This is a genomic window from Vibrio sp. Isolate23 (assembly GCF_022398095.1).
GTDB classification, from domain to species: domain Bacteria; phylum Pseudomonadota; class Gammaproteobacteria; order Enterobacterales; family Vibrionaceae; genus Vibrio; species Vibrio coralliilyticus_A.
In genome coordinates this window covers 448,112-475,046 of the sequence record NZ_JAKEUV010000003.1, presented here as the reverse complement: position 1 = coordinate 475,046, position 26,935 = coordinate 448,112, and the positions used below count along the sequence as shown (strand labels likewise).

The following is a 26,935-nucleotide window of genomic DNA, read 5'->3' as shown; positions in this document are numbered from 1 at the left end:
GGCATACGAGGCTGATTTGTCACACTTTCATCAAGCCGTTACTGAACTGATTGAACGCGTAAAGGATGCAGAAGGCGGCGTAAACCGTCTGGTTCAAGTTCTTGAGGAAAAACCTGACTTTGCATTCATCGATTGGCTGGAAGCTCAGCCCATCTTCCCTAAGTTTTACTGGCAGTCTCGCGATACCCGTGAGGAAGTGGTAGCGCTGGGGCAGCTACATACCTTTGTCGACCCCGCACCTGCTTACACGATTTTAGCTGATGACCAGCGAGTATGGGGGGGGCGTTCTTTCGACGGTCAGACGGAAAAAAATCGTCGCTGTATGTCCTCTTTCTTTTTCCTACCACAAGTTGAGTTAATTCGTTTCGATGACCGTTGGTCATTGGCCGTTAATCTCACTGCGGAGAAGCACCGTACTCTTGCAGGGCTGAAGAAACTTCAGATTGATGTTGGTGCATTGCTTCCCGTTTCAGCGCAGATCAAAAGCATCAGCCACATACCGGAAAAGCCGCAATGGTCTGAACTGGTTGAGAAAGTTCTCACTGGTATAGAGAATGACGACTTTAAAAAGGTCGTGCTGGCCCGCAGAACTTCCGTACAGATGGACAGCACGGTAAGTGCTGCGCAGCTACTGAAATCAAGTTATCTGCAAAACCACCATAGCTTCCACTTTATGCTTTCGCTGGATAAAAGACATAGCTTTATAGGCTCTACACCGGAACGTTTGTATGCCAGACAAGGTCAGGAGCTCTACACTGAAGCTTTGGCGGGCACGATAGGCCGAGGCGACAACGCCACCCACGATATGGAATTGGCAAATTGGTTATCGCAAGACAGCAAGAATCTTAATGAGAACCAATATGTTGTCGATGACATTATCGATCGACTAACGCCTCACTCGGAGCATGTCGAGGTTGAGCAAGAAGCCCGCTTGGTTAGACTGCGTAAAGTTCAGCACCTTAAGCGCAGTATTCACGCCCACCTCAAGCCTGGAGTAAATGGGGTTCAGTTGCTGAGTGCGTTACAACCGACAGCGGCTGTAGCAGGGCTGCCACGCAAAGAATCAATGAAATTTATTCGAGACAATGAACCCTTTGCACGTGGCTGGTATGCGGGGTCGATGGGGTTCATCAGCCACCGGCGCGCCGAGTTTTGTGTTGCAATACGCAGTGCTCTTATTCTTGGTGAGGAGATCCAGTTATTCGCAGGTGCAGGTATAGTACCGGGGTCTATTGCCGACAATGAATGGCAAGAGTTGGATAAGAAAATGTCAACATTGCTGTCTTTGATTGCTGACATACCCCCGCTGGGAGTGGCGTCATAAATGAGTCTGCACAATCAAGCCATTATGAACCGTATTTGGTGTCAGGTACTGCTTGAAGAGTTATCTCGCTTAGGTGTCAGTGAAGTGTGTATTGCACCGGGTTCGCGTTCTACGCCTTTAACGCTGGAAGCACATCAGAATAACAAGTTGAAACTGCATACGCATTTTGATGAGCGAGGTTTAGGTTTCTTAGCTCTCGGTTTAGCGAAGGCAAGCGATAATCCAGTCGCATTGATTGTCACATCCGGAACCGCTGTCGCCAATCTGTTGCCCGTAATAGCAGAGGCAAAACTCACAGGTGAGAAACTGGTCGTGCTAACTGCAGATAGGCCCGTAGAATTGGTTGGCTGCGGAGCCAATCAGGCGATCAATCAAGTGGGAATATTCTCCTCTCATGTGAGTGCCACTCTTGAGCTACCCAGCCCTTCAGAGTCAGTAGCGCTTAAATGGTTGCTGACTTCCATTGATCAGAAAATGTCTGAACAGGCAGAGCAAGGCGGTGCGATTCACATCAATTGCCCATTTCCAGAGCCTTTGTATGGCTCTGAGTCGAAAGGAATATTTCAGGCCTATTTTGATGAAGTAAAAGCTTGGCTTCACTCTGACATGTCTTATAGTTGCAAGGTTCGAACTCAGTCCTTGCCCACGCTTCACGATGTCAGTTCTTCTGATAAACCGGGGGTGATTGTCGTGGGTAGTGTCACCTTAGAAGAGGCCCAACAGGCGAAACAATTAGCCGAAACTCTGGGCTGGCCTTGTCTGTGTGATCCGCAATCGGGGATTTCATCTCCTCTTGCTCATTACGATCTTTGGTTACAGAATTCTACTGCGCAAGCGGTGCTGAATCAGGCTCGCGTCATTGTGCAGTTTGGCTCGCGGATTGTGTCGAAACGTCTCAATCAGTGGATATCTCAGCAAGTCGAATCGAGACAAGCGGATTACCATTATGTTTCTCCCCAAGTTGATCGCAACAACCAAAGTCATTTACCACAAACTCATCACGTTGTCGGTATTGGGGTTTGGATAGAGAGTTGGCTGGGAGAACGTGTTGGCGGCAAGAATGTTCACTATGGCTGGGCAAAGGAGTTAGAGCATTATTCACAATGTGTAGTGGCACTATCTGAACAAAGCCACCAGTCAGTCAATGAAATTGCTCTGGCTAAATCAGTCAAAGACTTATCACAACCAACGCAGGTCTTTTTGGGCAACAGTTTATTTGTTCGGCTGGTGGATATGTTTGGTTCGATGCCAAACCTTGAAACGTTTAGCAACCGAGGTGCATCAGGGATCGATGGGCTGATTGCGACTGCTGCGGGAGTTGTACGTGCAAATCCTCAACCCAGCGTATTGTTTATTGGTGATACCTCAGCGCTGTATGATCTCAACTCGCTCTCTTTACTGACCCATGAAAAAACGCCACTGGTCATTGTCGTAGTTAACAATGACGGAGGGGCTATCTTTGATTTGCTCCCTGTCCCCCAAGCACAAAAACAGCCTCTCTATCAGATGCCTCATGGTTACACTTTCGAGCATGCTGCGATGCAATTTGGCATTCGATACCAAAAACCGACCACTCTTGCCGCTTACAGTGAGTCAGTTAGTCAGCATTTACAACAGGGTGAGGGCGCATTGCTTGTCGAAGTACAGACACCTCCTGAACAAGCCTCCTCACAACTGAAAGAGATAACTCAGCGACTTCATGCTCTATAGCTCCTTCCACAATAAGGAGAGCCACGATAGCTCTCGACCTGTAGTTGTTTATCTGCATGGCTTGCTGGGTAGTAGTGAAGATTGGAGTGCCTGCAGGCAATTGCTCCCCGAATATTCATCGTTATGCATCGATCTGCCTGGTCATGGGATGAGCAAATTGATGCATTGTCGCGATTTTAAAACGTGCTGCGATCAAATATCTGACGTTTTACTCACTCAATTTCCTCACCATCCCCCTATAGTGTTAGTGGGTTATTCAATGGGAGCTCGAATTGCGATGGTAGGGCTCACTCAACAGTATTTTTCCGCACATAATATTCAAATGCTTATTTCTGAAGGTGGTCACTTTGGGTTGCATGATCGTGCGGAACAAAATGCTCGATTAAACAATGATTTTCGTTGGGCTGAGCGATTTCAAAATGACCCCATTGAACAAGTGTTAAACGATTGGTATCAGCAGCCGGTATTTAGTTCACTAAATCATGAGCAAAGACAAACAATCATTGATAAGCGCAGTGCTAATCTAGGTCCATCCGTCGCAAAGATGCTGATGGCGACAACCTTGGCAAAACAAGATTACTTGCTTGAGTCATTGGCTGATTTAAGCATGCCGATACATTACATTTGTGGTGAAAAAGATATGAAGTTCAGTCAGCTGGCTGAACAGAGTGGTTTGTCTTTTAGCCAGGTAGCGCAAGCTGGGCATAATGTTCATGTGGAACAGCCCGAAGCATTTGCCGCGATTATTCAATCTCAAATTCGCGCTTTCTTCTAACAGCGCAATCTCAACAAACAGGAATCACCATGGCAAAAACAGTTGGTATTTCAGAAGAAGAACTCTATGCTCCAGTGCACTGGAACGATTGCACGGGCGAATATGAAGATATTCAGTACCATAAATCCGAAGATGGTATCGCAAAGATCACCATTGCTCGTCCTCAAGTCCGCAATGCGTTTCGCCCTCAAACTGTCAAAGAGATGATTAACGCACTGGCTGATGCTCGTTACGATGAAGGCGTGGGTGTGATCATTTTGACAGGCCTTGGTGAAAAGGCTTTCTGCTCGGGTGGGGACCAAAAGATTCGTGGTGATTATGGTGGTTATCAAGATGATTCCGGCACTCACCACTTAAATGTATTGGACTTCCAGCGTCAAATTCGCACTTGCCCCAAACCCGTCATTGCGTCAGTAGCTGGCTGGGCAGTCGGCGGTGGCCATGTTTTACATATGATGTGTGACTTGACCATTGCCGCAGAAAACGCTCAGTTTGGTCAGACGGGGCCAAAAGTTGGTTCGTTTGATGGTGGCTGGGGTGCCTCATACATGGCTCGTATTGTTGGGCAAAAGAAAGCGCGCGAGATTTGGTTCCTATGCCGTTTCTATGATGCTCAAGAAGCACTGGATATGGGGCTAGTGAATACAGTTGTGCCTCTTGAAGAATTGGAAAAAGAAACGGTTCGTTGGTGTCGCGAAACTCTGCAGCACAGCCCGATGGCACTGCGTTGTCTAAAAGCCGCTCTGAATGCTGACTGTGATGGTCAGGCCGGTCTTCAAGAGTTGGCTGGTAATGCGACTATGATGTTCTATATGACTGAAGAAGGTCAGGAAGGGCGGAATGCGTTCAATGAAAAACGTCGGCCTGACTTTAATAAATTCCCTCGTAATCCTTGATGTGTTGTTTTGGTTAATGCGTAAAGATAAAGGTGCTTAACTCAATACTTTTATCTGCCATTGAAGCCCAAAATAGTGAACAGCATAGATTGAAGATTACTAAATAATTAGAAGGGATATTGGTATGAGAACAGCCAAGCTGTATCGCTACAAGCTGCCGATGGACAGCGGTGTGATACTGAGAGAGCAAAGACTCATGGAACGAGAAGGCTTTGTGGTTGTACTAGAAAACAACGGGGAAATCGGTAGAGGTGAAATTGCACCTCTACCGGGGTTTAGTATTGAGAATATGGATGAGGTTTCATCTCAACTAATAGAGCAACTAGCCACGTGGCAAAGTGGTAAACCCTTTGATGATAAGGAGTTATACCCCTCTGTGGCTTTTGGGCTATCTATGGCTGAGCTGGAACTGAACAATGGCCTCCCTGACATGGGGTGCTATCAGGCTGCACCTTTGTGTTCAGGTGATCCGGATGAACTGCTGCCTAAGCTCCACAGTATGCAAGGTGAGAAAGTAGCCAAGATCAAAGTAGGGTTGTATGAACCTGTCCGCGATGGGCTCATCGTCAGCCTGTTTTTGGAGTCCATTCCAGACCTTACGCTAAGGCTAGATGCCAATCGCGCTTGGACGGCCGAGAAAGCGCAACAATTTGCTAAAAAGATAGCGCCTTCATTGCGTCAAAGAATTGCGTTTGTTGAAGAGCCGTGTCAAGCACCGGGGGATAGCTTCTCTTTTGCGATTAATACGGGTATCGCGATTGCTTGGGATGAAACCCTTCAACACGCCATTCGCAAGGATGATTTTAAACTCGAGGACTTTAACGGTGCTAAAGCCATTGTGATTAAGCCTACCCTTATTGGCTCAGTCGAACGCTGTGTCGAGCTCATAGAAGAGGCTAAAAAGTTGGGGATCAAGCCGATTATCAGCTCCAGTATAGAATCGAGTTTAGGTCTGACTCAATTGGCTCGCTTTGCCCACTGGCAATTGCCAGAAGAAGTTCCAGGCTTAGATACGATAGGTCTGTTTGCACAGCAGCTAGAAGTTACTTGGCCTGGCTGTGATCTTCCGGTGACTTCTCTGTCAGATCAGCCACTAATCTGGCAATCTTAATGCACAACCAACTCTCTCCTTTGAAACAATGGGCTCAGTCGAGCCCATCTTCATTTGCTCTGGATCATCAAGATCAGCAATACTCTTGGGCTGAGTTGGCTGATCTTGTCGATGAAGTGGCGTCCAGTCTTTGTGAGCAGGGTCTAGTACAAGGTGATGTGTTTACCTGCATTAGTAAAAACAACTTAGATTTATTACTCGCGTACTTGGCTTGTATGGAGATTGGAGCAATATGCGCATTGGCCATGCCGCAAACACAAGCGGAGCTTGAAACCAAGCTAAAGTCACTTTACCCCTCTTGTATTGAGCCTAAAGTCTGGGTATCGAAATCTGATTCACTGCTATCTTCATTGTCGACATTTGATGTCGGACGTTCAAATTCTCATCACTATTGCTCAGGTTATCAGCCAGATAATATTGCCTCTATCGTGTTTACCTCAGGTTCAACGGGCAATCCCAAAGCGGTTGCACACACTAACGCGCAACATATTGCTTCTGCCTCTGGTCTATTGGAAGTGTTTTCCTTTAAACAGGACGATTGTTGGTTGTTAAGTTTGCCTATGTATCATGTGTCTGGGTTAGCCATCGTCTATCGTTGGTTGTATGTTGGGGCTACATTGAAACTAGGAAGCGGAGTTCTGGTTGAAGATATTCGTCAAGTGACTCACGCATCGCTGGTGGCTACGCAATTACAACGTCTTTTGGAGAGTGGTTCGCCACTTGATTTAACCCATGTCTTACTCGGCGGGGGCCATGTCCCATTGTCATTAAGCCAAAAAGCAGCACAGCAGGGGGTGGAAACCTGGTTGGGCTATGGGATGACAGAAGCAGCGTCAACCGTGACGGCAAAAAGAATCGACAATCGAGACTCAGCAGGCAAAACCTTACCTAAACGTCGAATCCGGCTTAAAGGGCAAAGAATCTACATTGGCGGTGAAACTCTGGCTTGTGGTTACTATCGATGTGGGGTTGTGGAGGCTATTACACGCGATGGATGGTTTGACAGTAAAGACTTAGGTGAGTGGGTTGAAGGCGAACTCAAAATTATTGGTCGAGCTGACAATTTATTTATCTCAGGTGGTGAAAATATTCATTGTGAAGAAATTGAAGCAGTGCTTAACCGACTTCCCTACATCGTGCAGTCAGTCGTGATCCCTGTGGAAGACAACGAGTTTGGTCATCGCCCAGTTGCAGTGATTCAAGGCCAACACTCTCTAGATGTTGTGAATATTGAGCATGAACTCAGTAAAGCTTTGACACGCTTCAAATGGCCAGTTGCTTACTATGAGATGCCAGAATCACTGTATCAGTCAGGAATTAAAGTTTCTCGGAAAGCGGTAAAAGATTGGCTTTTGAGTCAGCTAGAGCAGTAAAGTGATGCGCCAGTTGTAGCGCCACTTCAAATATTGTCGTTAATGGACAGGCAACTTAGTTGAAATGGATCTTTCATAGTCCAAATCTGAATTTATCAAACTTATAACTCTATCTCATAATAATTTCGGAAATATGAGGATATGGATATAAGAGGCGCGGATGAAAGCCGTTATCGTGTTGGCAATATTGATTCAGATTCTGGTTGCTGTGCAAAGTGAAGGGTTAGTACGCTCACTGGCGGAATTATCTGCGTTTGTTTTTGTCGTTGCTTTGGTACTGAGATATCAAAGGCAAAAGCGCAGAAAGTTGAAAGTAGAACCAGAAGAGCTTTAACTGAGCGTTAGCCATGTCAGTGAGCTGACAGAGATCGCAATCCACAATGTAATACCGAACATCAGAGGTTTTGGCCCAGCGGATTTGATCTTTTCCACCGAAATTCCGCAGCCAATCAAAAACAAACACAATACCAACGTCCGTTTCGCGACATCAAATATCCCTTGATAAACCACCTCAAACTGAGGAAATAGATCGCTCATTGCGATAGCAGCACAGTAGAAAAAGATGAAGTAGGGGATAGTGATTTTCTTCGAGTCACTGCGGAATAAAAAGGCGCTGAACAATGCAACCGGAATAATCCAAAGTGCTCGCGCCAGTTTTAAGGTTGTTGCGGTGGTAAGTGCTTCCTCACCGTAGGCGGATGCCGCGCCAACGACGGACGAAGTGTCATGAATAGCAATCGCTGCCCATATGCCGAAAATCTGTTGGTCGAGGTTTAATGCATGACCAATCACTGGGAAGATAAATAATGCGATGGAGTTTAGGACAAAAACCGTTGCTAGAGAAAGGCCGATTTGTTCATCATTTGCTTTGATGGCAGGAGAAACAGCCGCAATCGCACTACCGCCACAGATTGCTGTTCCAGAAGAAATCAGGTAACCCGTTTCTGCATTGAGGCCAATGGCTTTTGCTGCCCACCAGCCTATGAACAAAGTGCCGATAATAGTGGTAATGATAAGACCTATACCATCTGAGGTAACAGCAAGGGCAGTTTTGAATTGAATGCCGAAGCCTAAACCGACGATTGAATAAGCCAATAGTTTTTTGGTCACTTTTGCTAGATTAAAATCGTGCGGTACCATGCCCAATGAAGCCAACAGAAAACCAATCACCAATGCGGTTGGTGAGGTAATCCATGGTGTTAGGCATACGATTAAGGCTAACCAGAATGGCAGTGGCTTTTTCATCGTTGTCATTACAAAAAATAGCAGTCAAAGCAGTCGGTGAGTGTAACGAAATCCGGCCGATTAGTAGATTTGAATGAATTGAACATACGTTCAGATTTAATGAACGTATGTTCGCGGAATTATTTCCAATCACCTCGTAATTTAGCTACTTTCGCTTGCATCAGAGCTGTGTTAGCCGCGGATGGCTCGACGGGCTGACCTGCTTCGATCTCTAACTTAGACCAAAAGCGAGTAGGCAATCCACTGCAGGCTTTGCCTTTATAGCGGCTAAAGAAACTGCCCCACAACCCTTTAATTGCCATTGGGATCACAGGAACAGGGCTACGCTTGAGGATGATATCCATGCCGCGCATGAAGTCGTTCATCTCCCCATCGTCAGTTAAGCGGCCTTCTGGAAAAATACACACGAGGTGACCTTCGCTAAGCGCTTGTTCAATCTCACTGAAAGCTGTACGAATGGAACGGCGATTGGATGCGGAAATGGGGATAACACCTGCACGTTTGAGAAATCGACGCAGAGGTGGCAGGTTGGCGTAGTCTTCTTCCATGACAAAACGGATCAGTCTAGGGCAAACGGCACTCAATAGTAATGCATCCATATAACTCACGTGATTACAAACAATTAATGCCCCCCCTTGTTCTGGCAGGTGGTGTAGGTTTTTATGCTTCACCCGATACATGGTATGCGTGAGAATCCAGACGATGAATCGTACCGCAAAAATGGGGACGCGTAGGAATAGAATCACCGCTACCACGAGATTCATTACTGCCAGTAGAAGAAATAGTTGGGGAATACTTATGCCAATGAGGGCAAGGCAGACAATGCCGAGGACCGCACTACCTACCATAAATAGAGAGTTATAGATGTTGAGCGCAGCAATAACCTGAGCTCGTTCCGTGACTTTGGCGCGCTGTTGCATCAATGCGTATAAAGGGACGATAAAAACGCCCCCAGAGGCCCCAAGTAGGAGCAGTGATATAAATACTGGCCACAGGGGCTGATAAGCGACAAAGTCGGTGAAAGTCTCAAATTCAGGCAAGTTAGCAGGGACAGACATCGCCATTAAGACACCAAACGCGCTAATTCCTAAACTGCCAAGAGGGACGATTCCGATTTCAATTCTATGGTTAGACAATTTATCACAAGCGAGTGAGCCTGCAGCAATACCGACAGAGAAAAGAGCCAACAAAAACGAGACTGCACTTTCGCTACCATTGAGGTAAATTTTAGTGAAGTTAGGGAATTGAGTCAGATAGGCGGCTCCTAAGAACCAGAACCAGCTAATTGCCATCAAAGCTTGGAAAACCGTCTTATCGGACTTGGCAATAGCGATGGTGTTACGGGTTTGCTTGATGGGCTGCCAGCGGAATTTCAAGTTTGGCGCACAGGCGGGGGCTTCGGGAATTGAGCGACTCGATAGGTAACCAAAGAACGCGAATACCACCACGCTTGCTGCGGCGATATATTTTGCACTCTCTGCAGAGGCGATAAGGCCTGCACCCAATGTGCCGAGAAGAATGGCGAGGAAGGTCCCTGTCTCAACCAAGGCATTACCCGGTACCAGCTCTTGTGGCTTAAGTTGCTGAGGTAATAACGCATATTTCACTGGTCCAAAGAATGCGGATTGTGTCCCCATTAAGAACAGCAAAATTAACAGGATGATGTAGCTTTCGGTAATAAAACCAATTGCCCCTAGGCACATGATGCCAATTTCAGCCAGTTTGACCTTCCGAATAAACCACGATTTCTCATATTTATCGGCTAATACTCCTGCGGAGGCAGAGAAAAGGAAGAAAGGCAAAATGAATAAGCCTGCCGCTAGGTTGATGAATAGATCACTGGAGATAGGTAAGGCTCCCGCACCCGCGAAAGCAACAAAGAGCAGTAATACGTTCTTGAAGATATTATCGTTAAAAGCCCCAAAAAACTGGGTGATAAAGTAGGGCAGAAATCGTCTCTGCCCTAAAAGAGAGGTTTGGCTGTTTGGCATGATGATCCTTGTTCCTTTAGGATGCGATTACCAGTTCGCGATGTAATGAGAGAGTAAGTTGTCTATCAGCTCTTTGCCGTCAATAGGCTCAGCTGCGAAGAATTTATCGTCAACGCTTAGTAAGGTAATACCATGAACACCAGACCACAGCACTCGGCTGGCTTGCAACACTTCCTTTTCGGAGCGATGAGGGGCAATGATTTGCAAGAGTTGCTCGAGCATACCTGTCATGTTATCAATGCGTTCAGCTTGCCATTCAGGTAGGGTTTCCCCATTCATGTTGTGCTCAAAGATCAGCTGCCAGCGGTGTGGGTGGCGCTGGGCAAAATCGTGATAGCAATAGGCGAGTTCATATAAGGCGGTTTTAGGGTTTTGGCTTTGTGCAACAACCACTTTTGCTTCATTGGCAAGTTCATCGAGAGTTTGTGCCACAGCGTGGAGTAGCAATAAATTATAGTTGCCAAAAACATTAACCAATGTGCTGGGCACGTAGCCGATCATATTCGCCACCTTTCGCAGACTTAACTCGTGATAGGAGTTTTCGCTCAGGAACTCTTTGACAGTATCTAAAGTGAGAGCGATAAGCTCTTCACGCGTATGATCGTTTCTACGGGCCATGACAAAATTTCAAAAATGAACAACGTTCAATATTCTAATAAGGCTGTGTGATAAGCGCAACTGACTATGTTCGAATTTGCAATACTTTGATACATGTATTCGTCTTTCGCATGTTTCATTCTTTAGAGACAAAAGTTACTATTGCTCAATAAGTATAATTCTTACCTTATACAGGAAACCCTAAGGAAAAATATGAAACGACTTTTTTCCCTCGTTGCTTTGCTAATGGTGTCTGTTGCTATTACTCCTATCGCGGAAGCGAAGAAGTTTGGTGGCGGTAAGTCATTTGGTAAGAGCTTTAAAACAGCTCCTGCACCGAAGCAACAACAGCAAAACACAAACACGATTGGTAAAGATCAGGGCGCCAAGACGCAAGGGTCCAGTAAAAAAGGATTGATGGGGGGCCTACTGGGTGGCCTTTTAGCGGGTGGCTTACTCGCAGCATTCTTTGGTGGCGCGTTTGAGGGTATTCAGTTCATGGATATTCTTATCATGGGCTTGATTGCTTTTGTTATCTTCAAACTGATGAGAGGGTTGCTAGGCTCCAAGCAAGGCAGCATGAATCAGCAGAGACAACAGCCTGCATTTGGTGGTTCAGCACCAAAGTTTGAACAACCGAACGTTCATAACTTTGAGCAGCAGCCTCAAACAGGTGGCCAAAGTGGATTCGGCTTTGGCTCACAAACGGATATTCCACACAACTACCCACCAGGTTTTGATCAGTCAGCGTTTATTAATGGTGCGCGTGAGCATTACCGTATTCTGCAAGGTGCATGGAACCACAACCAACTTGAAACGATTGAAGAGTATGTCTCTCCGAGCTTGTTTGAAGACCTAAAAGCAGAACGTGCGAAACTAGATGGTGAGCAACACACTGATGTGATGTACGTCGATGCAGAAATCGTTCGGGCTGACCATGATACAAGCAAAGCGCAGCTTAGCTTACAGTTTAGCGGCCGCTACCGTGATGCTGTGGAAAATGTTGAAGAGAATATTGAAGACATTTGGCACCTCGAACGTGACCTAACGATACCTAACGCTCCATGGTTGATTGTCGGTATTCAAGGTTAAGCACAATTTTGTAATAAACGCCCAAGCCAAGTGTTTGGGCGTTTTTGTATTGGGCCAAGACTTGATAAGATGATTCGATACAGAACAACAATAGGTAAGTAAAGTGGCTGAGTTTAAATATAAAAACCTTTCACAAGAAGAGCAGGATAAACTGGATGCAGCGGTGTTTCGTCGTTTACTTTCTCATCTTGATGAGAATAAAGACGTGCAGAATATTGATCTGATGATCCTTGCAGGGTTCTGCCGTAACTGTTTCAGTAAGTGGTACAAAGCGGAAGCGGATACCCAGGGTTTTGAGCTGGATATTGATGATGCACGTGAACGTGTCTATGGCATGACTTACGATGAGTGGAAACAAAACCACCAGCCGAAAGCGACACCTGAACAACTTGCGGCTTTCGAAGCGCGCCAGAAAAAAAGCTGATTCGGGTATACCGATATGAAAGCGCCACTCAGATGAGTGGCGCTCGTATTTCCAACTGACGTTGTTATTGTTATCTAGATTTGGCCAGTTGCTTCAAACGTTTCTAATTTCGTGAGATAAGGTTGCAAATCGCCGATGTTTTGTTCAATCCACTGATTATTGTAGTACGTATCTAGGTATCGCTCCCCACTATCACATAGTAGCGTCACTATTGACCCTGTTTCACCACGCGATTTCATTTCGCTTGCCAGTTGAAGAACACCGTAAAGGTTCGTCCCTGTAGAGGCACCAACTTTGCGGCCAAGAATTTTTTCTAACCAGTGCGCAGTCGCAACGGAAGCAGCGTCTGGAATTGTACGCATTTCGTCAATCACACCCGGTATAAAACTTGGCTCAACACGCGGACGGCCAATTCCTTCAATCTTACTACCGCAATCGCCTTTTAGCTCAGAGTTGCCGGTTTTGAAGAACTCATGGAATACAGAGTTTTCTGGGTCGACAACACAAAGCTTGGTTGAGTGTTTCTGATAGCGGATAAAGCGGCCTATTGTTGCGGAAGTTCCTCCTGTACCAGGGCTCATCACAACCCAAGCTGGTACAGGGTTATCTTCAAGTTCCATCTGGCTAAAAATAGAATTTGCAATGTTGTTGTTACCGCGCCAGTCAGTTGCGCGTTCAGCGTAGGTGAACTGATCCATATAGTGACCGTTAAGCTCTTTGGCTAAACGATGTGACTCAGCGTAGATCTGATCGGAACGCTCCACTAGGTGAGCTTGGCCTCCATAGAACTCAATCTGTTCAATTTTCTTCTTAGCGGTACATTTAGGCATGACGGCTATGAACGGCAATCCAAGTAAACGAGCAAAATACGCTTCTGATACAGCGGTACTGCCAGATGATGATTCAATGATAGTGGTTTCGGGACCGACCCAGCCATTACAAATGGCATAGAGAAAGAGCGAACGAGCCAGACGGTGTTTTAGGGAGCCTGTTGGGTGTGTGCTCTCATCTTTCAGGTAAATATCAATACCTTCCACGCTGGGTAAGTCGAGCTTGATCAAGTGAGTATCCGCTGAACGTTGGAAGTCGGCCTCAATTTTTCGAATCGCATTATTAATCCAGTTGTGGTCTGTACACATGAAACATCTCCTTAGCATCGTTATGCTAATAATTTATCTATATAACAGGAGAAATACTTTGCCTTATTGCCTTTGATTTGCTTTATTTGGAGAAAATTTTTCTATCATGAGGCGATGGGTATGGAACTGGACAAAGTGGACCGAAAGATCCTTGCGTTGTTACAACAAGATGGAACTTTGTCATTAAATGAACTGGCCGAAGCGGTGAATTTAACGACAACACCGTGTTGGAAACGGTTAAAAAAGCTAGAAGAATCGGGTGTGATTGAAAAGCGAGTGGCGTTGCTCAATCCAGAAAAACTGGATTTATCCTTTACTGCCTTTGTGTTGGTGAAAACCAGCGATCATTCTCATGAGTGGTACAGCCAGTTTGTGTCTACGGCCTCTGATTTTCCTGAGGTGATGGAGTTTTATCGAATGGCTGGAGAATACGACTACATGATGAAAGTTCAGGTCAAAGATATGCAGTGCTTTGATAACTTTTATAAAAAGTTAGTCAACTCCGTTGCTGGCATATCTAATGTGACCTCCACTTTTGCCATGGAACCTCTCAAATACACGACAGCATTACCAATTGGAGAAGCTTAAGAAAGAACGAGGTGGTAAAGCCTGATAGGTCGTTGAGTAGTAAGTCCTGATGAGGTGCTCGAAGTCAACTTGATTTCTTTGAGCACTCAAGAGTTTGATATAGTGTCGCCTTGGGGAGGAGTTACTTGGTAAACCTCATCACTCCTTCCTGAACCGCAGAAGCTACTAGATGGCCTTGACGGTTATAGATCTCCCCTCGAACTAAGCCGCGAGTGTTACTTGCGGTAGGGCTCTCGATGACATACAGCAGCCATTCATCCATCTTAAAGGGCCGATGAAACCATATCGAGTGGTCGATGGTTGCTACTTGAAAATGCGGCGTCATCAATGACACGCCGTGTGGGTGAAGTGCTGTCACTAGAAAACCCCAGTCAGAGGCGTAGCCCAGTAAGTATTGATGGATTAATTGGTTATCTGGTATTTCTCCGTTGGCTTTAATCCACAGATACTGTTTCGGATCTGTTTTATGTGGTTTGAGTGGATTCACAACGGTAACAGGGCGTGTTTCTATGGGTTTTTCACCGCAAAACGCCGTTTTAATCTTCTCTGGCAAAAATTCAGCAATTTTCTCTGCGAGCTCTGATTCAGATGCATAATTCTCGGGGCCTGGGATATCAGGCATCGTATTTTGATGCTCAAAGCCCGGAGCCTCACCATGGTAAGAAGCGGTGAGGTAAAAAATAGGGCGACCATTTTGAATCGCCTTGACGCGACGAGTACTAAAGCTTCGGCCATCTCTCAAGTTTTCAACATCATATACGATAGGCTTCTCAGGATCGCCAGGATAGAGAAAATAGCTATGGAATGAATGCACCGTACGATCGTCAGCAACAGTGTATCTCGCGGCGGATAAAGCCTGACCAATCACTTGTCCCCCGTATACTTGAGGCAGTCCTAGGTTCTCACTTTGGCCTCTGAAAAGCCCTTCCTCTAGCTTTTCAAGTTGCAATAATTCCAGAAGTTCCTTGAGAGGCTTGCTCATTCAAACACCTTTAATAAATGAATCAATATAGGTTATTTTAAGCATAAATTGATAAGTTAAACAGTTGATTGAACAATAAGTTATAAAAATATTTTTAATGTCGGCTCTGCATAGTGATTAGGGTTAGCGTCATGACAAATCTGAGCTTGAAACTTATAATCTTCAGAGTTTGAATGGTTTAGAGAGTCTCTATGAAAAAAGTATTAACGCTAATCATCTCTACTTTCCTTGTCTTGACCATGCTTGGTTGCCAGTCTCCTGAGAAGCCAGCAGAGCAAACCAAAGTGAGATCGATTACAGGAACTATTTCTTATCGTGAACGTATTGCTTTGCCTAAGCATGCACTGGTGACGGTGACCCTACAAGATGTGTCTTTGGCTGATGCTCCTGCTAAGGTTATTGCTAAGCATCGATTTGAGACGAGTGGCATTCAAGTGCCAGTTGAATTTGATTTAGCGTTTGACCCAAGAAAAATAAAGGCTCGCCATACATACAGTGTGAGTGCTCGTATTGAGGTGGATGGACGACTTCGTTTCATCACTGACACTACTTACCCAGTGATTACTGATCCACACCAAACTAGCCATGTCGATATGATGTTAATTGGTGTAAGAAACTGAGTTTGGCTGGCTACCGATGGCAGTCTAGGGCTGCCATTGGTACTTTCGGAGGCTGATTTTTCCATCGTTTGTCACTTCAACATCCTCAGAAATCAACAACTCCCTTTGTCTCACCAAATCTTCACCTTTGAGCGATATCCTACCTTGACTATTAATGACTCGGAACCAAGGCAGTTTGGAATCATGAGGTAGTTTTCCGAGAGCTTTTCCTACGTGCCTTGCGTACCCAGGGTAGCCAGCAAGTTTGGCGACCTCTCCGTAAGTGGTTACTTTTCCACACGGAATTTGGTGAATCACCGCAAAGATTTGCATTAAAAACTGGTCCATAATGATTTTGTCCTAGTTCGATTTTTCCATGGAAGGGATAAGGAGAGGGCATGGTATTTTCTACTTTTCAGTTCTTAGTGACAACCTTGTTGGCTGTTGTTTGTGCTCGAGCTATCAGCCTTAGTGATGGAGACATTCCAGTCTTGGCATTGGTGATTCCAGCGTTGTGGGTATTTCCGCAAGGAGGCGTTGTCGGACTTATTTTGATGGCCGCTCTGACAACTTATGGCTTGACATTACCCTATCAGCCGATCGCGCTGTCGATCAGTCAATGGATATTATTTCCATTATTGATGGTCGTCTTTTCAAGGCGCAGTAGCATCGGCGTGTTGCTTATGGCTGCGTTGATAGTCGTGACGCTTCAAGTCGGTATCATGGTCACTCAAGCTGGGGGGAAGCTTGGCGGAGAGCCCATGGTCACAGTAGTACAAACATTATCAGTGGTGGTGATTTGGTGGGCGGCAACGCACTGGCAATCTAACAATAAGCACAGTTGGTGGGCTTTGGGATTAATATTGCCACTTTGGATGGCAGACTTATCTTATGCTGCGTTAGTCGCACTTTGCATCACAGGCATCATCGCCGCAATGGAGAGCTTAGCGAAATTAGAGAGCTTTCGTTGGAGCAAACTATTGTGCTGGACATTACCTACAGTGGGGTTTGCAGCGTTAGTCGTCACACCTAGTGTGGATGTCCCTAATCCGGTCTTTGTGGTGTGGATATGCCTTCTCGGAACGGCTTGGATGACTGATTATATTTTGCGCAGCTCCGATGAGGAAGCGGATCTATAGTATTTAACAATGCTTTGCATTTAAACTATGTGCTAGAGCGATTTTACTTATCTATGCCAGAGTTGCGCATATTTTGAATATTACTGATTGTGTCTGCACGATAGTAATCACTGCAGTGGTGAAGCCTTTTTGTTGTTTTCTATACCTAAAAAAAGAAATATTAATTGGGTAGTGGGTCTGTTTCTGGCTATCTGTTTTTTGCCAGCTCAAGCACAGACTCCACCTTATAAAGTTGCGGTAGAAGCCGACGATGTTGTTACTCGTGTCTTATTTGATGCTGTTGCGTCTGAGTTTCGACTTGATATCGAATATGTTTATTACCCAAGTTTTGACGCTATTCTCAAGTCTGTGAAAACAGGGAACAGTGATTTTGCAGCCAATGTTACCTATACCCCAGACAGGGCGCTCTATTTCGATTTTTCCGGCCCGACCAATATTGAGTATACCTACGTATACAGCCTAGATAATGCCACATTAGATAAGTTATACACTGTAGGTGTGCCTAAAGGAACGATTTACCGAGAGCTGATAGAAGCCGCTTTTCCGTCGATGGCTTTGGTTGAGTATTCAGGTCAAGAAGAAGCTATGCAGCTGCTGCAGTCTGGCACCGTCGATGGCGTCGTAGATGCGATTAACCAACTTAAACCTATGTTGCTAGCAGGGTTTGATGCCCAACTGCTTAATCATCAGATCTCCATTAAACCGGTTTCCATTGTTTCCACTAAAGGTCGTAATACTCAGCTGCTTAGGACGGTTGAACATTATATTCATGGTGCTGAGGTTCAGAAGCTATTACGTGAATCCATCCGTCAATACCAGTTTGAAATACGGCAACAAGCATTGAGGCAGGCCGTACTTAATAGCGGTATCAACTTTAATCGGCCGCTTAGAGTTAAAATCGAAAACATTGGTCAGTATGCCACTTATCATAGTGATGGCTCGATGACAGGGATCACCGCTGATATTGTTCTTCAAGCATGCGACATTCTAATGTTGAACTGTCAGCTTGAAAGTACCGCAGATGAATCTTGGGAAAGTATGTATGGTGATTTGCTTGCTAAGCGAATTGATGTGCTTTCTCCGATTGCTATTTCAGAAGCTCGCAAAGACTTAGTGTACTACAGTGACCCATACTATCGGCCTGAAGCAATACTGGTTAAACGTGAAGGCTATAAAGACAATGTATACAGTAATGTCTCAGAATTAATCATCGAGCGTATTGGTGTAGTGAAGGACGATTATTATGAAGAGTTGCTGAGAGGGCTACTCCCCAAGAAAGCGCTGCTGACGTACGACAGCAGTGAATCGCAGCTACAGGCACTGATCAATCATGAGGTCGACTACATTGCGATCAGTCGAGCGAACTTTAATATACTGTTGCGAGAGTCAAAAGACTTACTACCTCTGACTGAAGATCCATTAATAGGGGGGTACTACACTTCTGATATTGCGATCGGATTTGCCAAAAATCAGGTTGGTAAGTCATTAGCTCCCCTATTTAGTCGTGCATTAAAAATGATTGATACTGAGCGAATTGTAAAACGCTACGACTATCGGCCTGATTGGAAAGCTACTCTTCAGGCGGAGCAACGTTTTTCGCGTCAGAGCAGGGCGCTATTTATGTTGGTGCTAGGTTTCTTAGCCATCGTCGCGATTTATTTACACAGTCAGTCTAATACTGACAACCTGACTCGACTTAATAATCGACGTGCCATGCATAGGCGCTTTCGTTCAGGTATTAATGCTAATTATACCTTGCTCTATCTAGATATTAATCGCTTTAAGTTCATTAATGACACCTATGGCCACGAAATTGGTGATCAAGTTCTTCGAGCGTTGGCGGGCAAGATTGAACTCTATTGGAAGGGGTACGGCTATCGAATTGGTGGCGATGAATTTATACTTGTTGGCCAGCTAGATTCAGTCACACTAAATTCACTGTTAGGAAAACTTTCTAAAATTCATTTTGTTTCTGAAGATCATCAAGTCTCGTTGGATATTTCCATCGCGATTGGGGTGTCCTATCCACGAGAGCGTTTTATGGCGTTGCAAGAAGTTCTTAATGAGGCTGACCAAGCCATGTACGATCACAAAAGGAAAAAACATCACAGTATGATAAATCACCAGTCTGATGAGCAAAATGTTGTTCCTTTGACTAAGGGTGGTTAACGACTAAGCACTTGATACGAAAACGGGGTTAATATTAAGAATTTCCCTTGAATTACCCTCAGTGATGACTGATAATCCCCTCACTCCTTAGCCGTGCTAAGGAAACGGAATCTATGGAGGCCCTGGTCCTCCCGCAACAATAGCTCGTGAACTCGGTCAGGTCCGGAAGGAAGCAGCCGCAGCGAGTGACTTGTGTGCCGGGATGTGGCTGGGGCTTCCACCCATTTGAAGCCTGCAATATATGTTATTTCTTGCAAGCATCACCATTTGAAAGCCCGCAAAGTTATTTGCGGGCTTTTCTGTTTTACGCGAGTGATGATGGTGTGAGTTATGCGTTCTAGCTCGATAAGTTACGTTGTGTTGGGATATCTGTTAGGTATTCGACAAACTCAACCTCAAACCCTGCAGGGTCAATGAAGTAGACGTTCTTACGATATGGCTCTTCAGCACCTGGTTTTGCAATTGGGAATCCAGATTTGACAAGCCGATCAATGACTTCGTCTATGTTATTAGTCACATAGGCAAAATGAGCAAGTCCAACTTGATGACCTTGCAGATCGCGGTTTGTGCCTTCACCATGATCGCTCATGGCGATATATTGGTAATCATCACCAAAGTGTAGCCAGTTTCTCTCCTTACCGTACCATTCTCCCGTACCTTCAGCTCGGATGTCCCAATGGGGAAAAGCGGTTTGATAAAACTTCAACATTTCAGGAATGTCCTTAACTACTAAGTTTATATGCTCTAGCTGGATCATGACTTTCTCCTTTATTCTCTTAGCCAACGAGATACAGCTTAAAACCTCAAGTTAAGTTTAGGTAAAGCGTTTTTTTCATTTTTTAACAGTGACACTGAGCAGAATTAAGTATGATTCTTTGCTTGTTATGACACATCACTTGATTGGGTTGTGCTGTTTGGATGGCTCAGGCAAGGGGCGTGAGCTAAAAAGTGTAGGTTGGTATCGGTGCGATGGAGCGCTATGATGTTGAGTATAGTGGATTTGTTTAGTAAGGTTCCTTTGATATGAAGTTGAGTTTTAATGCTCAAGATGCCAGCCAGATATTTGTGGGTGCCTTTGCTCTCGCTGTCCCCGTCGCTTTTTCTGAAGAAGCTTGGCGTTTAGGAGAAACGCTCCCTGGTGCCAAGCTATGGCTATTGTTCGGTCTCTCTGTGATCTTTCTTGCCTTATATACCTATGAAAGTGTTTTTCAACGCACTATCTCGAAGCGAAAAATGGTGTTTGTGTTTCGAATCATCACCGCTTACCTTATGGCAGCGTGCGTTGTCGCTTTAGTCCTTTATTGCTTAGATAAGCTGCCTTTCTGGGAAGAACCTATGGTGGCTTTCAAACGGGTGGTTGTCATCACTATGCCCGCTTCTATGGGAGCTATTATTGTTGATAGTTTTGATAAAGAATAACTATTTTGAAGGCGGTAGAGGCTCTGCTTTGCCTACAATTTTGATGACTCCCTTCTGCAACAGCAACGTATTGGGGTAGGTGATGATGTTGCCATTTTCATGCCGTAATAAAACATGAAACATGGTGATATCTATTATGACCCCACTGATGTCTTCATCTTTTTCACAGACTTTAACTTGATCGCCAATACGATAAGGGAAGACGAAAAAAATCAATACGCTAGCCGATATGTTGCTAAGAATTGACCATTGAGCGACTAAAGCCACGCCTAAGACGGCGAAGATTGAGGAAAGAAATAGTGAAATATCGCCGTAACCAATGCCAAGAAGTAGAATGAACATGGCTGCAAATAAGCAGAATGTTGACACGTGGAACACTTTGACCACAAATTGTGTCCGTGCCAAGGTCACCTGTTTTTTCTCTGCGACGGTGATTAGAGCCCGCTTACCGATACGGCGTAAACTGATATAAACCAATATTAACAAAGCGCCCAAGATAAGCTGTTGCAATATTGGCTGAGTATGGAGCCATGTTGTCATTAAAGAAACCTCATTTTTCTTAATAGTATTACTTCTGCAACTACAACGATCAGTATACACGCACAAAGTATCGTAAATGCGATTGGGTTATCTGTCCCCGGGATCCCTCCAACATTGACCCCCAGTAGTCCAGTGAAGAAACCAGCAGGCAGAAAGATACCGGCAATGACGGAAAATAAATATGTATTTCTGTTCATGATCTGGGTCTGAACCTGATGAATATGGCTCAGAGCTTGATTAATCTGCTCTAGGTAAAAATCTATGGATTCGTTTAAACGAGCTACAGTATCGAGAGCGTTTTTTAAATGATGTTCTTGCTGTTGTAGTGAGGGAACGTTGGCCTGGAGTAAGTCATCAAGAGCATATCGTTGAGGCTTTAGATAGCGACGTAGACGTAGAAGGCGAGAGTACAGCGCGTTCAGCTCATCCAGATCTTTAACGTCAGGGGTATCAAACCTGATCAGTTGCTCCTCTATAGGATGTAGGAAGGCAGCGATGGCGTCACTGATGCGGTTTATCATCGACACTAAAAGCTCCGAGATATCACAAGGCCCAGCTCCTTGCTGAAGAGCCTCAATTAACGTTGTAACAGCTTTAGATGGAAGTTTCCTTGTTGAGATCAAAGCACCTCGATACCAGAGAATTCTTATACTCAACATATCGTCAGGTTCGGCACCTGCATTTAGATTGATCCCGCGTAAAATAAACAGAAAACAATCTTTACCGTATGATTCAAATCTAGGGCGAGTATCGTCTGCTAGCAAAGAATCAATTAAAGGCTCTGGAAGATCTTGAGTTTGCAGCCATTCGCGTAGACTAGCTGCATCTCGTTGGCAATGGTACCAGTGATCAGGCAATACGCTATCTGTGAGAGTTGCTAATGGCTCAGATTTCCCTTGAGAAAAACGCCAGCCTGAAATCAAGAAATCACTCATAGTGATCCTCCTTAGTTGCGAATTACCCCTATGGTAGACGCTTGTTTTTCATTTAATGGATTTAGGGGTTGCTGTCAACTCTGTTCTTGACTAAGAAGATTGAAAAGCAGAAGGGAAGAAGGCTTTCACACATTTACCTGGCCAGAATATTTCGTAAAGCTTAACGCTTTTTAAGCTTACAAATGAGAGAGGTGCACTTATTTAGGTGCACCTTGTTGAAACTGCAAGTGAGACTAACCAGAACGATGCTCTATAGGCCCTGTCACTTGATCAGCTAGGGCTTGAATTAATGCCGGCTCGAACTTTAGTCCATCTTTGCTATAGACGATACCAGATTGATTTTTTCCTGCATCGTATTGACTTTGTAAAACCGCAGGCAAGAAAACGTACATTTCTTCAAAAGGCTCCGCGTCAGCTTCATAATATACTGTTGCTTCTGTTTTAAATTCTTCAGGTATATTGAGCGTATTCCTTACAAACACACCTGGAGATGGAAAAAACACTAAAACTAAATCAGCCATTATAGGGAACAAAGGATTTACCTCTGTCTCTTCTAATAAGCCGGATTGCTGAAACTTTTGTTCGATCATGCAAACTCCATTGGTATGAATTCAATTCCAGTGACGCCAGCTGCTTCTAATGCATTTTTAACTTTTTCGCTCACATAGTAAGGATCTTTGTAAGTTGTTAAAGTGAAGCAGTCATATTCGATATTTGATGTATGAAATTTATCTTCATCTATAATTTCCTCATAAACATCAGTATATCCGCCAATTGTATCGCTAAAATCTTCTGCCTCGGAAGCTATAGGGTCGAGTAGATCATAGTGAGCAGTCACATTCATAAAAGCGTAGTTTTGATAAAGCTCATTATTGTGAACTTCGATAGGGACAAATTGTATACCCGTAAATCCGTTGTCAAAAAAAACTTGTTGTATTTTGGTACTAGCAAGTTTGCCTAGTCCAATTTTTAAACAGTCAGACATTCCTCGCTCGTCATAACAATCATCGACTTGGTAGCTCCCTTTTTTCTTCAAAAGCTTAATTTTAGGATCGGCATAATCTAAAACTAAGTTCCATGGTTCTCGGACAGAGAAACTACCTTCGCCATCCTCGAATTTTTCAAATAATAAATAATAGTTCAATTTAAAAAATTTTTAGCTAATGTGATAATGTTTAGGTTTTAAAATTATAAAAGCACCATAAGGTGCTTTTTAATCAAACATCTCTAACCCAAACGTCTTTGACATGTTTCTTAAGCAAATCGATCACACTTTGGTGGATGAAAATTAACCCAAAATCTTCTTCGAGTTTAAATATCAAACGTTCCTCTAGAGGGATATGTTCAAGTCTAGAGAAGTCAAAATCTGTCGAATTAACGTCTAGCCAGTTCAGTTTACCATATTGTTTTTCTTTGTCCGTCAGTCTATAAGTTTGATGGATATAAGGCATTCGATAGTCTTCATAAACCTTTATTTGATCATCTGAAGGTTGGCTTGGAGAACAGTCAACACGAGCATCTAACCATTCAACGCCATGCTGCACGAGCTGCTCTACTTTTGAGGCAATATCGCTAATAATAAATAGCTTTGGTGAAAAGGTCATCTCCAACAGCAAATCGGGCTCTACTGGAACTATAGGAGCTGGAGTTTCTTTGAACGGAAAGTTCTTAAAGTTTTGAGTAGATAGTATTTGATATTCTTTATGCATTTTTAAAACACCGGTGCTTCTTCATCAAAATCAAATGGTTCCTGCACAAGGCCTATAGCACCATTTTGCTCTGCAATATCCCATACATGATTAACTAATTCTGCAGAAAAGAAAATAGTATCATCAGATCCTTTTACTCTGAATATATGTTTCTTGTGTTCAGGAATTAAATTGTATTTGCCCTCACAAATAAAAAGTTCTCTAACAATTAGTTCCGGAGGAAGACCATAATCAGAGTTATCTTTCATGTAAGTACGACTTTCCTCCTCATTCATTACATCGATTATATTATTTATGGCCATAATATACCTATTTGAATGTTTTTTATCTTCAGATTTTAGCGCTGCAGGCATAAAGATTATCCCATAGGGATCCCAAGACATGATAGCTTTCATTATCAACTCGGATACCATTCTGTCCCCCTTGTCAATAATATCGGGGATTTCATCTAGATCATTGTCACCTGCTAGCCAAATAATTGGGCTTAGGGCTGATACGGGAATGTATGAATTACTTGAATAAAGGTATTCTCTTGCATCATCTGGCTTAGCTATAATGTCATTTGACAGTAAGTTTTCACTAAATGTCGCTAGCATTTCAGTTTTTATCATTTACTTAGCTCCTTAACGTTTCTGAGACGGCCTTGTAATGAGTCAAAAATAATAATTTTAACTTCAGATTTATTTTTTACTTCTTTATAAATATTTTCATAAACAGAATTTTTATTTGAAGAGGCAAAATACTCTTTGTCATTCTTTTCGTAAGTAGTATTTTCTACTATAGAGCCATTATTTTTTTCTTTATAATCCTGTGTCTCTTTTGTATCTAATTTTCTATTATAAAATACAAACTCTTTTGAGCTATAATGGCTATCTCTTGATGTACACATGCCACAACCTGTGTTGTTTTTCTTGAATCTAACACCGTCTGACTTTAGCAAAAGTTTAAAATTGGATATATAGTCTAAGATCTTTTCAGATACATTATCAACTTCCTTCACATAGACTTTAAAGTCTGTGTCACAATCTAGTTTTTTCAGTGTTAAAGCAAGCTTAATTGCAACGACTTTATGATACCCAGTAGTTGAATCAATCGATTTCTTTAGGCTCTTATCTTTTACTTTAGCTGACTCAGCAGACATTTTAGCTTTTGAACTGTAAAAAGAGCCCTCTATATCAGGGTCAGTATGGCCTGAAGAATGCTGTGGGGTCTCATAATAGCAACATATTTCTTCATCTGAGGAAAGTAAAACTAGGTTACTCCCATGATTCATGGACCAACCTTTCCTTTGCATTTGTAAAGTTCGAAAACTTGCTAGACTGCCTACAACCATATCGCTAATAATATGATGAGCATCAAGTGTACCGGATTTTAAGTTTAGAGGGTGTGAAGAACGAAGTTCAGCGCTCGCTAGCTTATATGAGTCTGACTGGCGGAATACGTCACCTTCGAACTCTTTAACTGAACATTTGTTGCTTTCGTTTGTACTCGTCATGATTTAGCTTTCCCTTTGCTTCTAAGCGCATCAGAACATTGCCTTTCCCCTTTTCCTGCAGGCCTTTTGCAGATTTTACATCTAGGGCTATCTTTGTCTTTTTCTTCGTTTGCTTTATCTTGGCTTTTCCCTGACTGAGAAGACTTACCAGTATCATGCTTCACTTTTGCTGGATAAGTTCTTTCACTCTTACCTAAGATTCGTGCAAAAAGTTGATCAAATTCGCCCATTGCTTCTTTCAGCTTATCTGGCACCATTTTATCAATCACTTTAACTTCGTCGGCTAGCTTTAAGAAATACGCACCAAGCTCATCCGCTCTCATTCTATTCGCGTAAGAGGCTAGCTCTGTTGCTACTTCGATACATGGTTTTAGGACATCAGAGATAATATTGCTTGCTTGTTTTGCGTAGTCCATCCAGTCCAGAGTTCTGAGGAATTTTTCTGGGTCTCCTTTTCCAAGGCCTCGTAGTACCGCAAGTAATGTGTCTTTAGATGTCCCTTTACCACCTTTGAGGGCTACTTTACAGGTACCTTTAACCGCGCTGCCGAAGGTTGGGATACAACCGATAAGAGTAAGTGAGAGTGCTAGCCAGTTTTCTGGCTTATCACGTTCAGCTTCATCAAGTAGTGTCATGACGTTAGCGGACAGATCTCGTACATCTGCTGCTTGGTCAACGACTGGAATCATAGTTAATGCTGTATTGACGATAATTTGTTCTACTGAGGCGTCATCATTGAAGTCCCCAAGGATAACTCCCCATATCCAGCTAGCTGCACCGGACATACGCTTCCAAGCATTTTCCCAAAAGCCCACTTCACCTTTTTTTGTTTTCTCTATAAGCAGTTGTGCATTAGCATTTGGATTAAAGTTGGGGTTGGTTTTTGTCGGAATATTAGGTGTAAAATCACGAGAGTCTTCCCCATATTCGATAACAAATTCCCCTGGTGCGACACCTCCTACCGATGCTTTACCTTTGTCATCCAGTGTGCCTTCAAAAACGCTGCCTTTTTGATCGGTCAGCTTGTAGGTCGCACCTTGAACAGGGTCACCATCTGAATAAGAAAGGAATAGATCAACAGTATAAGTCCCTTCAGCTTCCTCTGTGACAGTGACAGAAGGATTTTGGGCTCCGCCAAGACACATAGTGTTGGCTTTGTTCATTGTCATTTGGTCTGACAAACGACAAACACCTTTACCTTCCATTGAAACGGTTGGAGAGGCTGAGATGAACTCGGCTTCAGCTTCTATAGTGCCTGACGCGACACCTTTCTTATCGCCCCCCGCATCGCCGGTACTTGCTGCGAACTTACTGCCTTTAATCGCAATACTATTGCCGCCATCCATGGATATGGTGGTTGTTCCATCTGCTAGATCAGCGGATTTTGCATTATTACCATATGGGATAGGTACAACGGCATTACCGACTGTGGTCAGACAAACGTCGGGCAATGTGGCATTGGCTTCACCGCCGGATCCCTTATGAACTACGCTGAGTCCATTTGCACAAACTGTTACACCCATGATGCACCTTGAGTCATTAAACAAATATTGATCAATGATATAAAATAAAGCGCACATCAATCTCACTAAATTCATAGTTATAGTGAATTTTCCGCACTTCGAATTCACCAAATCGATGGTTCTTGGCTGTATGTCTCACAAAATGGATGAAATTATGTTG

At 43.9% G+C, this 26,935-nt stretch carries 29 protein-coding genes and 1 other RNA gene; 15 read left to right on the top strand and 15 right to left on the bottom strand.

Going from position 1 to position 26,935, the window contains the following annotated elements; all coding sequences use genetic code 11:
* Positions 1–16: 16 nt before the first annotated feature.
* The 7 genes from L1D31_RS11925 (at position 17) to L1D31_RS11895 (ending at position 7,523) form a co-directional block, all read left to right on the top strand.
* Positions 17–1,324, top strand: a complete 1,308-nt coding sequence (locus L1D31_RS11925; protein WP_239837341.1) for an isochorismate synthase — start codon at positions 17–19, stop codon at positions 1,322–1,324.
* Positions 1,325–3,034 (top strand): 2-succinyl-5-enolpyruvyl-6-hydroxy-3-cyclohexene-1-carboxylic-acid synthase, encoded by a 1,710-nt coding sequence (gene menD, locus L1D31_RS11920; RefSeq protein ID WP_239837340.1) that lies wholly within the window; start codon positions 1,325–1,327, stop codon positions 3,032–3,034. It begins immediately after the preceding gene.
* On the top strand, positions 3,024–3,809 hold the full coding sequence (menH, locus tag L1D31_RS11915; RefSeq protein ID WP_239837339.1) for a 2-succinyl-6-hydroxy-2,4-cyclohexadiene-1-carboxylate synthase: 786 nt from the start codon (positions 3,024–3,026) through the stop codon (positions 3,807–3,809). Before menD ends, menH begins: the two co-directional genes overlap by 11 nt.
* 29 nt (positions 3,810–3,838) lie before the next feature.
* Entirely contained in the window at positions 3,839–4,705 is an 867-nt protein-coding gene (gene menB / locus L1D31_RS11910; RefSeq protein ID WP_239837338.1) for a 1,4-dihydroxy-2-naphthoyl-CoA synthase, read from the top strand.
* A 124-nt stretch (positions 4,706–4,829) separates the two neighbouring features.
* On the top strand, positions 4,830–5,816 hold the full coding sequence (menC, locus tag L1D31_RS11905) for an o-succinylbenzoate synthase (protein ID WP_239837337.1): 987 nt from the start codon (positions 4,830–4,832) through the stop codon (positions 5,814–5,816).
* Complete coding sequence (gene menE, locus L1D31_RS11900; protein ID WP_239837336.1) at positions 5,816–7,189, top strand: o-succinylbenzoate--CoA ligase; 1,374 nt, start codon at positions 5,816–5,818, stop codon at positions 7,187–7,189. The genes menC and menE overlap by 1 nt, the downstream gene beginning before the upstream one ends.
* Before the next feature lie 160 nt (positions 7,190–7,349).
* Positions 7,350–7,523: a hypothetical protein gene (locus L1D31_RS11895; RefSeq protein ID WP_239837335.1), complete on the top strand. Its 174-nt coding sequence runs from the start codon at positions 7,350–7,352 to the stop codon at positions 7,521–7,523.
* On the opposite strand, the gene L1D31_RS11890 is transcribed toward L1D31_RS11895, so the two are convergent.
* The 3 genes from L1D31_RS11890 to L1D31_RS11880 form a co-directional block, all read right to left on the bottom strand.
* Positions 7,520–8,443: a putative sulfate exporter family transporter gene (locus L1D31_RS11890; RefSeq protein WP_239837334.1), complete on the bottom strand. Its 924-nt coding sequence runs from the start codon at positions 8,441–8,443 to the stop codon at positions 7,520–7,522. The two genes, L1D31_RS11895 and L1D31_RS11890, sit on opposite strands and share 4 nt — an antisense overlap.
* 110 nt (positions 8,444–8,553) lie before the next feature.
* On the bottom strand, positions 8,554–10,425 hold the full coding sequence (locus L1D31_RS11885; protein WP_239837333.1) for an MFS transporter: 1,872 nt from the start codon (positions 10,423–10,425) through the stop codon (positions 8,554–8,556).
* Between the two features lie 27 nt (positions 10,426–10,452).
* Positions 10,453–11,043, bottom strand: coding sequence for a TetR-like C-terminal domain-containing protein (locus L1D31_RS11880; RefSeq protein ID WP_239837332.1), 591 nt, complete (start codon positions 11,041–11,043; stop codon positions 10,453–10,455).
* 192 nt (positions 11,044–11,235) lie between these two features.
* On the opposite strand from L1D31_RS11880, the gene L1D31_RS11875 reads away from it, so the two are divergent.
* Positions 11,236–12,114, top strand: coding sequence for a Tim44 domain-containing protein (locus L1D31_RS11875; protein WP_239837331.1), 879 nt, complete (start codon positions 11,236–11,238; stop codon positions 12,112–12,114).
* 103 nt (positions 12,115–12,217) lie between these two features.
* On the top strand, positions 12,218–12,538 hold the full coding sequence (locus L1D31_RS11870) for a DUF1244 domain-containing protein (RefSeq protein ID WP_239837330.1): 321 nt from the start codon (positions 12,218–12,220) through the stop codon (positions 12,536–12,538).
* 74 nt (positions 12,539–12,612) lie between these two features.
* Here the strand turns inward: L1D31_RS11870 and L1D31_RS11865 are convergent, their stop codons facing one another.
* Positions 12,613–13,677: a PLP-dependent cysteine synthase family protein gene (locus L1D31_RS11865; protein WP_239837329.1), complete on the bottom strand. Its 1,065-nt coding sequence runs from the start codon at positions 13,675–13,677 to the stop codon at positions 12,613–12,615.
* A 120-nt stretch (positions 13,678–13,797) separates the two neighbouring features.
* Between L1D31_RS11865 and L1D31_RS11860 the strand changes: the two genes are divergently transcribed.
* Positions 13,798–14,265 carry an Lrp/AsnC family transcriptional regulator gene (locus L1D31_RS11860; protein ID WP_239837328.1) on the top strand — a complete coding sequence of 156 codons (468 nt, stop codon included), beginning with the start codon at positions 13,798–13,800 and terminating at the stop codon, positions 14,263–14,265.
* 121 nt (positions 14,266–14,386) lie between these two features.
* On the opposite strand, the gene tesB is transcribed toward L1D31_RS11860, so the two are convergent.
* Positions 14,387–15,247, bottom strand: a complete 861-nt coding sequence (gene tesB / locus L1D31_RS11855; RefSeq protein ID WP_239837327.1) for an acyl-CoA thioesterase II — start codon at positions 15,245–15,247, stop codon at positions 14,387–14,389.
* Positions 15,248–15,438: 191 nt separating this feature from the next.
* Here tesB and L1D31_RS11850 point away from each other — a divergent pair, with 191 nt between their 5' ends.
* A complete protein-coding gene (locus L1D31_RS11850; protein WP_239837326.1) occupies positions 15,439–15,867 on the top strand; it encodes a YbaY family lipoprotein in 429 nt (142 codons plus the stop codon).
* A gap of 24 nt (positions 15,868–15,891) precedes the next feature.
* On the opposite strand, the gene L1D31_RS11845 is transcribed toward L1D31_RS11850, so the two are convergent.
* Positions 15,892–16,194 carry an MGMT family protein gene (locus L1D31_RS11845; RefSeq protein ID WP_239837325.1) on the bottom strand — a complete coding sequence of 101 codons (303 nt, stop codon included), beginning with the start codon at positions 16,192–16,194 and terminating at the stop codon, positions 15,892–15,894.
* 50 nt (positions 16,195–16,244) lie between these two features.
* On the opposite strand from L1D31_RS11845, the gene L1D31_RS11840 reads away from it, so the two are divergent.
* The 3 genes from L1D31_RS11840 to ffs all read left to right on the top strand — a co-directional run bounded on the left by L1D31_RS11840 (position 16,245) and on the right by ffs (position 19,371).
* On the top strand, positions 16,245–16,985 hold the full coding sequence (locus L1D31_RS11840; RefSeq protein ID WP_239837324.1) for a hypothetical protein: 741 nt from the start codon (positions 16,245–16,247) through the stop codon (positions 16,983–16,985).
* Positions 16,986–17,162: 177 nt separating this feature from the next.
* Entirely contained in the window at positions 17,163–19,154 is a 1,992-nt protein-coding gene (locus L1D31_RS11835; RefSeq protein ID WP_239837383.1) for a GGDEF domain-containing protein, read from the top strand.
* Between the two features lie 120 nt (positions 19,155–19,274).
* Positions 19,275–19,371: signal recognition particle sRNA small type (ffs, locus tag L1D31_RS11830), an RNA gene on the top strand.
* 120 nt (positions 19,372–19,491) lie between these two features.
* Here ffs and L1D31_RS11825 read toward each other — a convergent pair.
* Entirely contained in the window at positions 19,492–19,911 is a 420-nt protein-coding gene (locus L1D31_RS11825) for a VOC family protein (protein ID WP_239837323.1), read from the bottom strand.
* 266 nt (positions 19,912–20,177) lie between these two features.
* On the opposite strand from L1D31_RS11825, the gene L1D31_RS11820 reads away from it, so the two are divergent.
* Entirely contained in the window at positions 20,178–20,573 is a 396-nt protein-coding gene (locus tag L1D31_RS11820) for a DUF2391 family protein (protein ID WP_239837322.1), read from the top strand.
* Here the strand turns inward: L1D31_RS11820 and L1D31_RS11815 are convergent, their stop codons facing one another.
* The 8 genes from L1D31_RS11815 to L1D31_RS11780 all read right to left on the bottom strand — a co-directional run bounded on the left by L1D31_RS11815 (position 20,574) and on the right by L1D31_RS11780 (position 26,775).
* Entirely contained in the window at positions 20,574–21,113 is a 540-nt protein-coding gene (locus L1D31_RS11815) for a mechanosensitive ion channel family protein (protein WP_239837321.1), read from the bottom strand. It lies immediately after the preceding gene.
* Entirely contained in the window at positions 21,113–22,048 is a 936-nt protein-coding gene (locus L1D31_RS11810) for a CorA family divalent cation transporter (RefSeq protein ID WP_239837320.1), read from the bottom strand. The genes L1D31_RS11815 and L1D31_RS11810 overlap by 1 nt, the downstream gene beginning before the upstream one ends.
* 233 nt (positions 22,049–22,281) lie before the next feature.
* Positions 22,282–22,638 carry a hypothetical protein gene (locus tag L1D31_RS11805; protein WP_239837319.1) on the bottom strand — a complete coding sequence of 119 codons (357 nt, stop codon included), beginning with the start codon at positions 22,636–22,638 and terminating at the stop codon, positions 22,282–22,284.
* Positions 22,635–23,192, bottom strand: coding sequence for a DUF1629 domain-containing protein (locus tag L1D31_RS11800; RefSeq protein WP_239837318.1), 558 nt, complete (start codon positions 23,190–23,192; stop codon positions 22,635–22,637). Before L1D31_RS11800 ends, L1D31_RS11805 begins: the two co-directional genes overlap by 4 nt.
* A gap of 73 nt (positions 23,193–23,265) precedes the next feature.
* Positions 23,266–23,757, bottom strand: coding sequence for a hypothetical protein (locus L1D31_RS11795; protein WP_239837317.1), 492 nt, complete (start codon positions 23,755–23,757; stop codon positions 23,266–23,268).
* Between the two features lie 2 nt (positions 23,758–23,759).
* A complete protein-coding gene (locus L1D31_RS11790) occupies positions 23,760–24,368 on the bottom strand; it encodes a DUF1629 domain-containing protein (protein ID WP_239837316.1) in 609 nt (202 codons plus the stop codon).
* Positions 24,365–25,252, bottom strand: a complete 888-nt coding sequence (locus L1D31_RS11785) for an AHH domain-containing protein (protein WP_239837315.1) — start codon at positions 25,250–25,252, stop codon at positions 24,365–24,367. The genes L1D31_RS11790 and L1D31_RS11785 overlap by 4 nt, the downstream gene beginning before the upstream one ends.
* Positions 25,249–26,775: a PAAR-like domain-containing protein gene (locus L1D31_RS11780; protein WP_239837314.1), complete on the bottom strand. Its 1,527-nt coding sequence runs from the start codon at positions 26,773–26,775 to the stop codon at positions 25,249–25,251. Before L1D31_RS11780 ends, L1D31_RS11785 begins: the two co-directional genes overlap by 4 nt.
* Between the last annotated feature and the right edge of the window lie 160 nt (positions 26,776–26,935).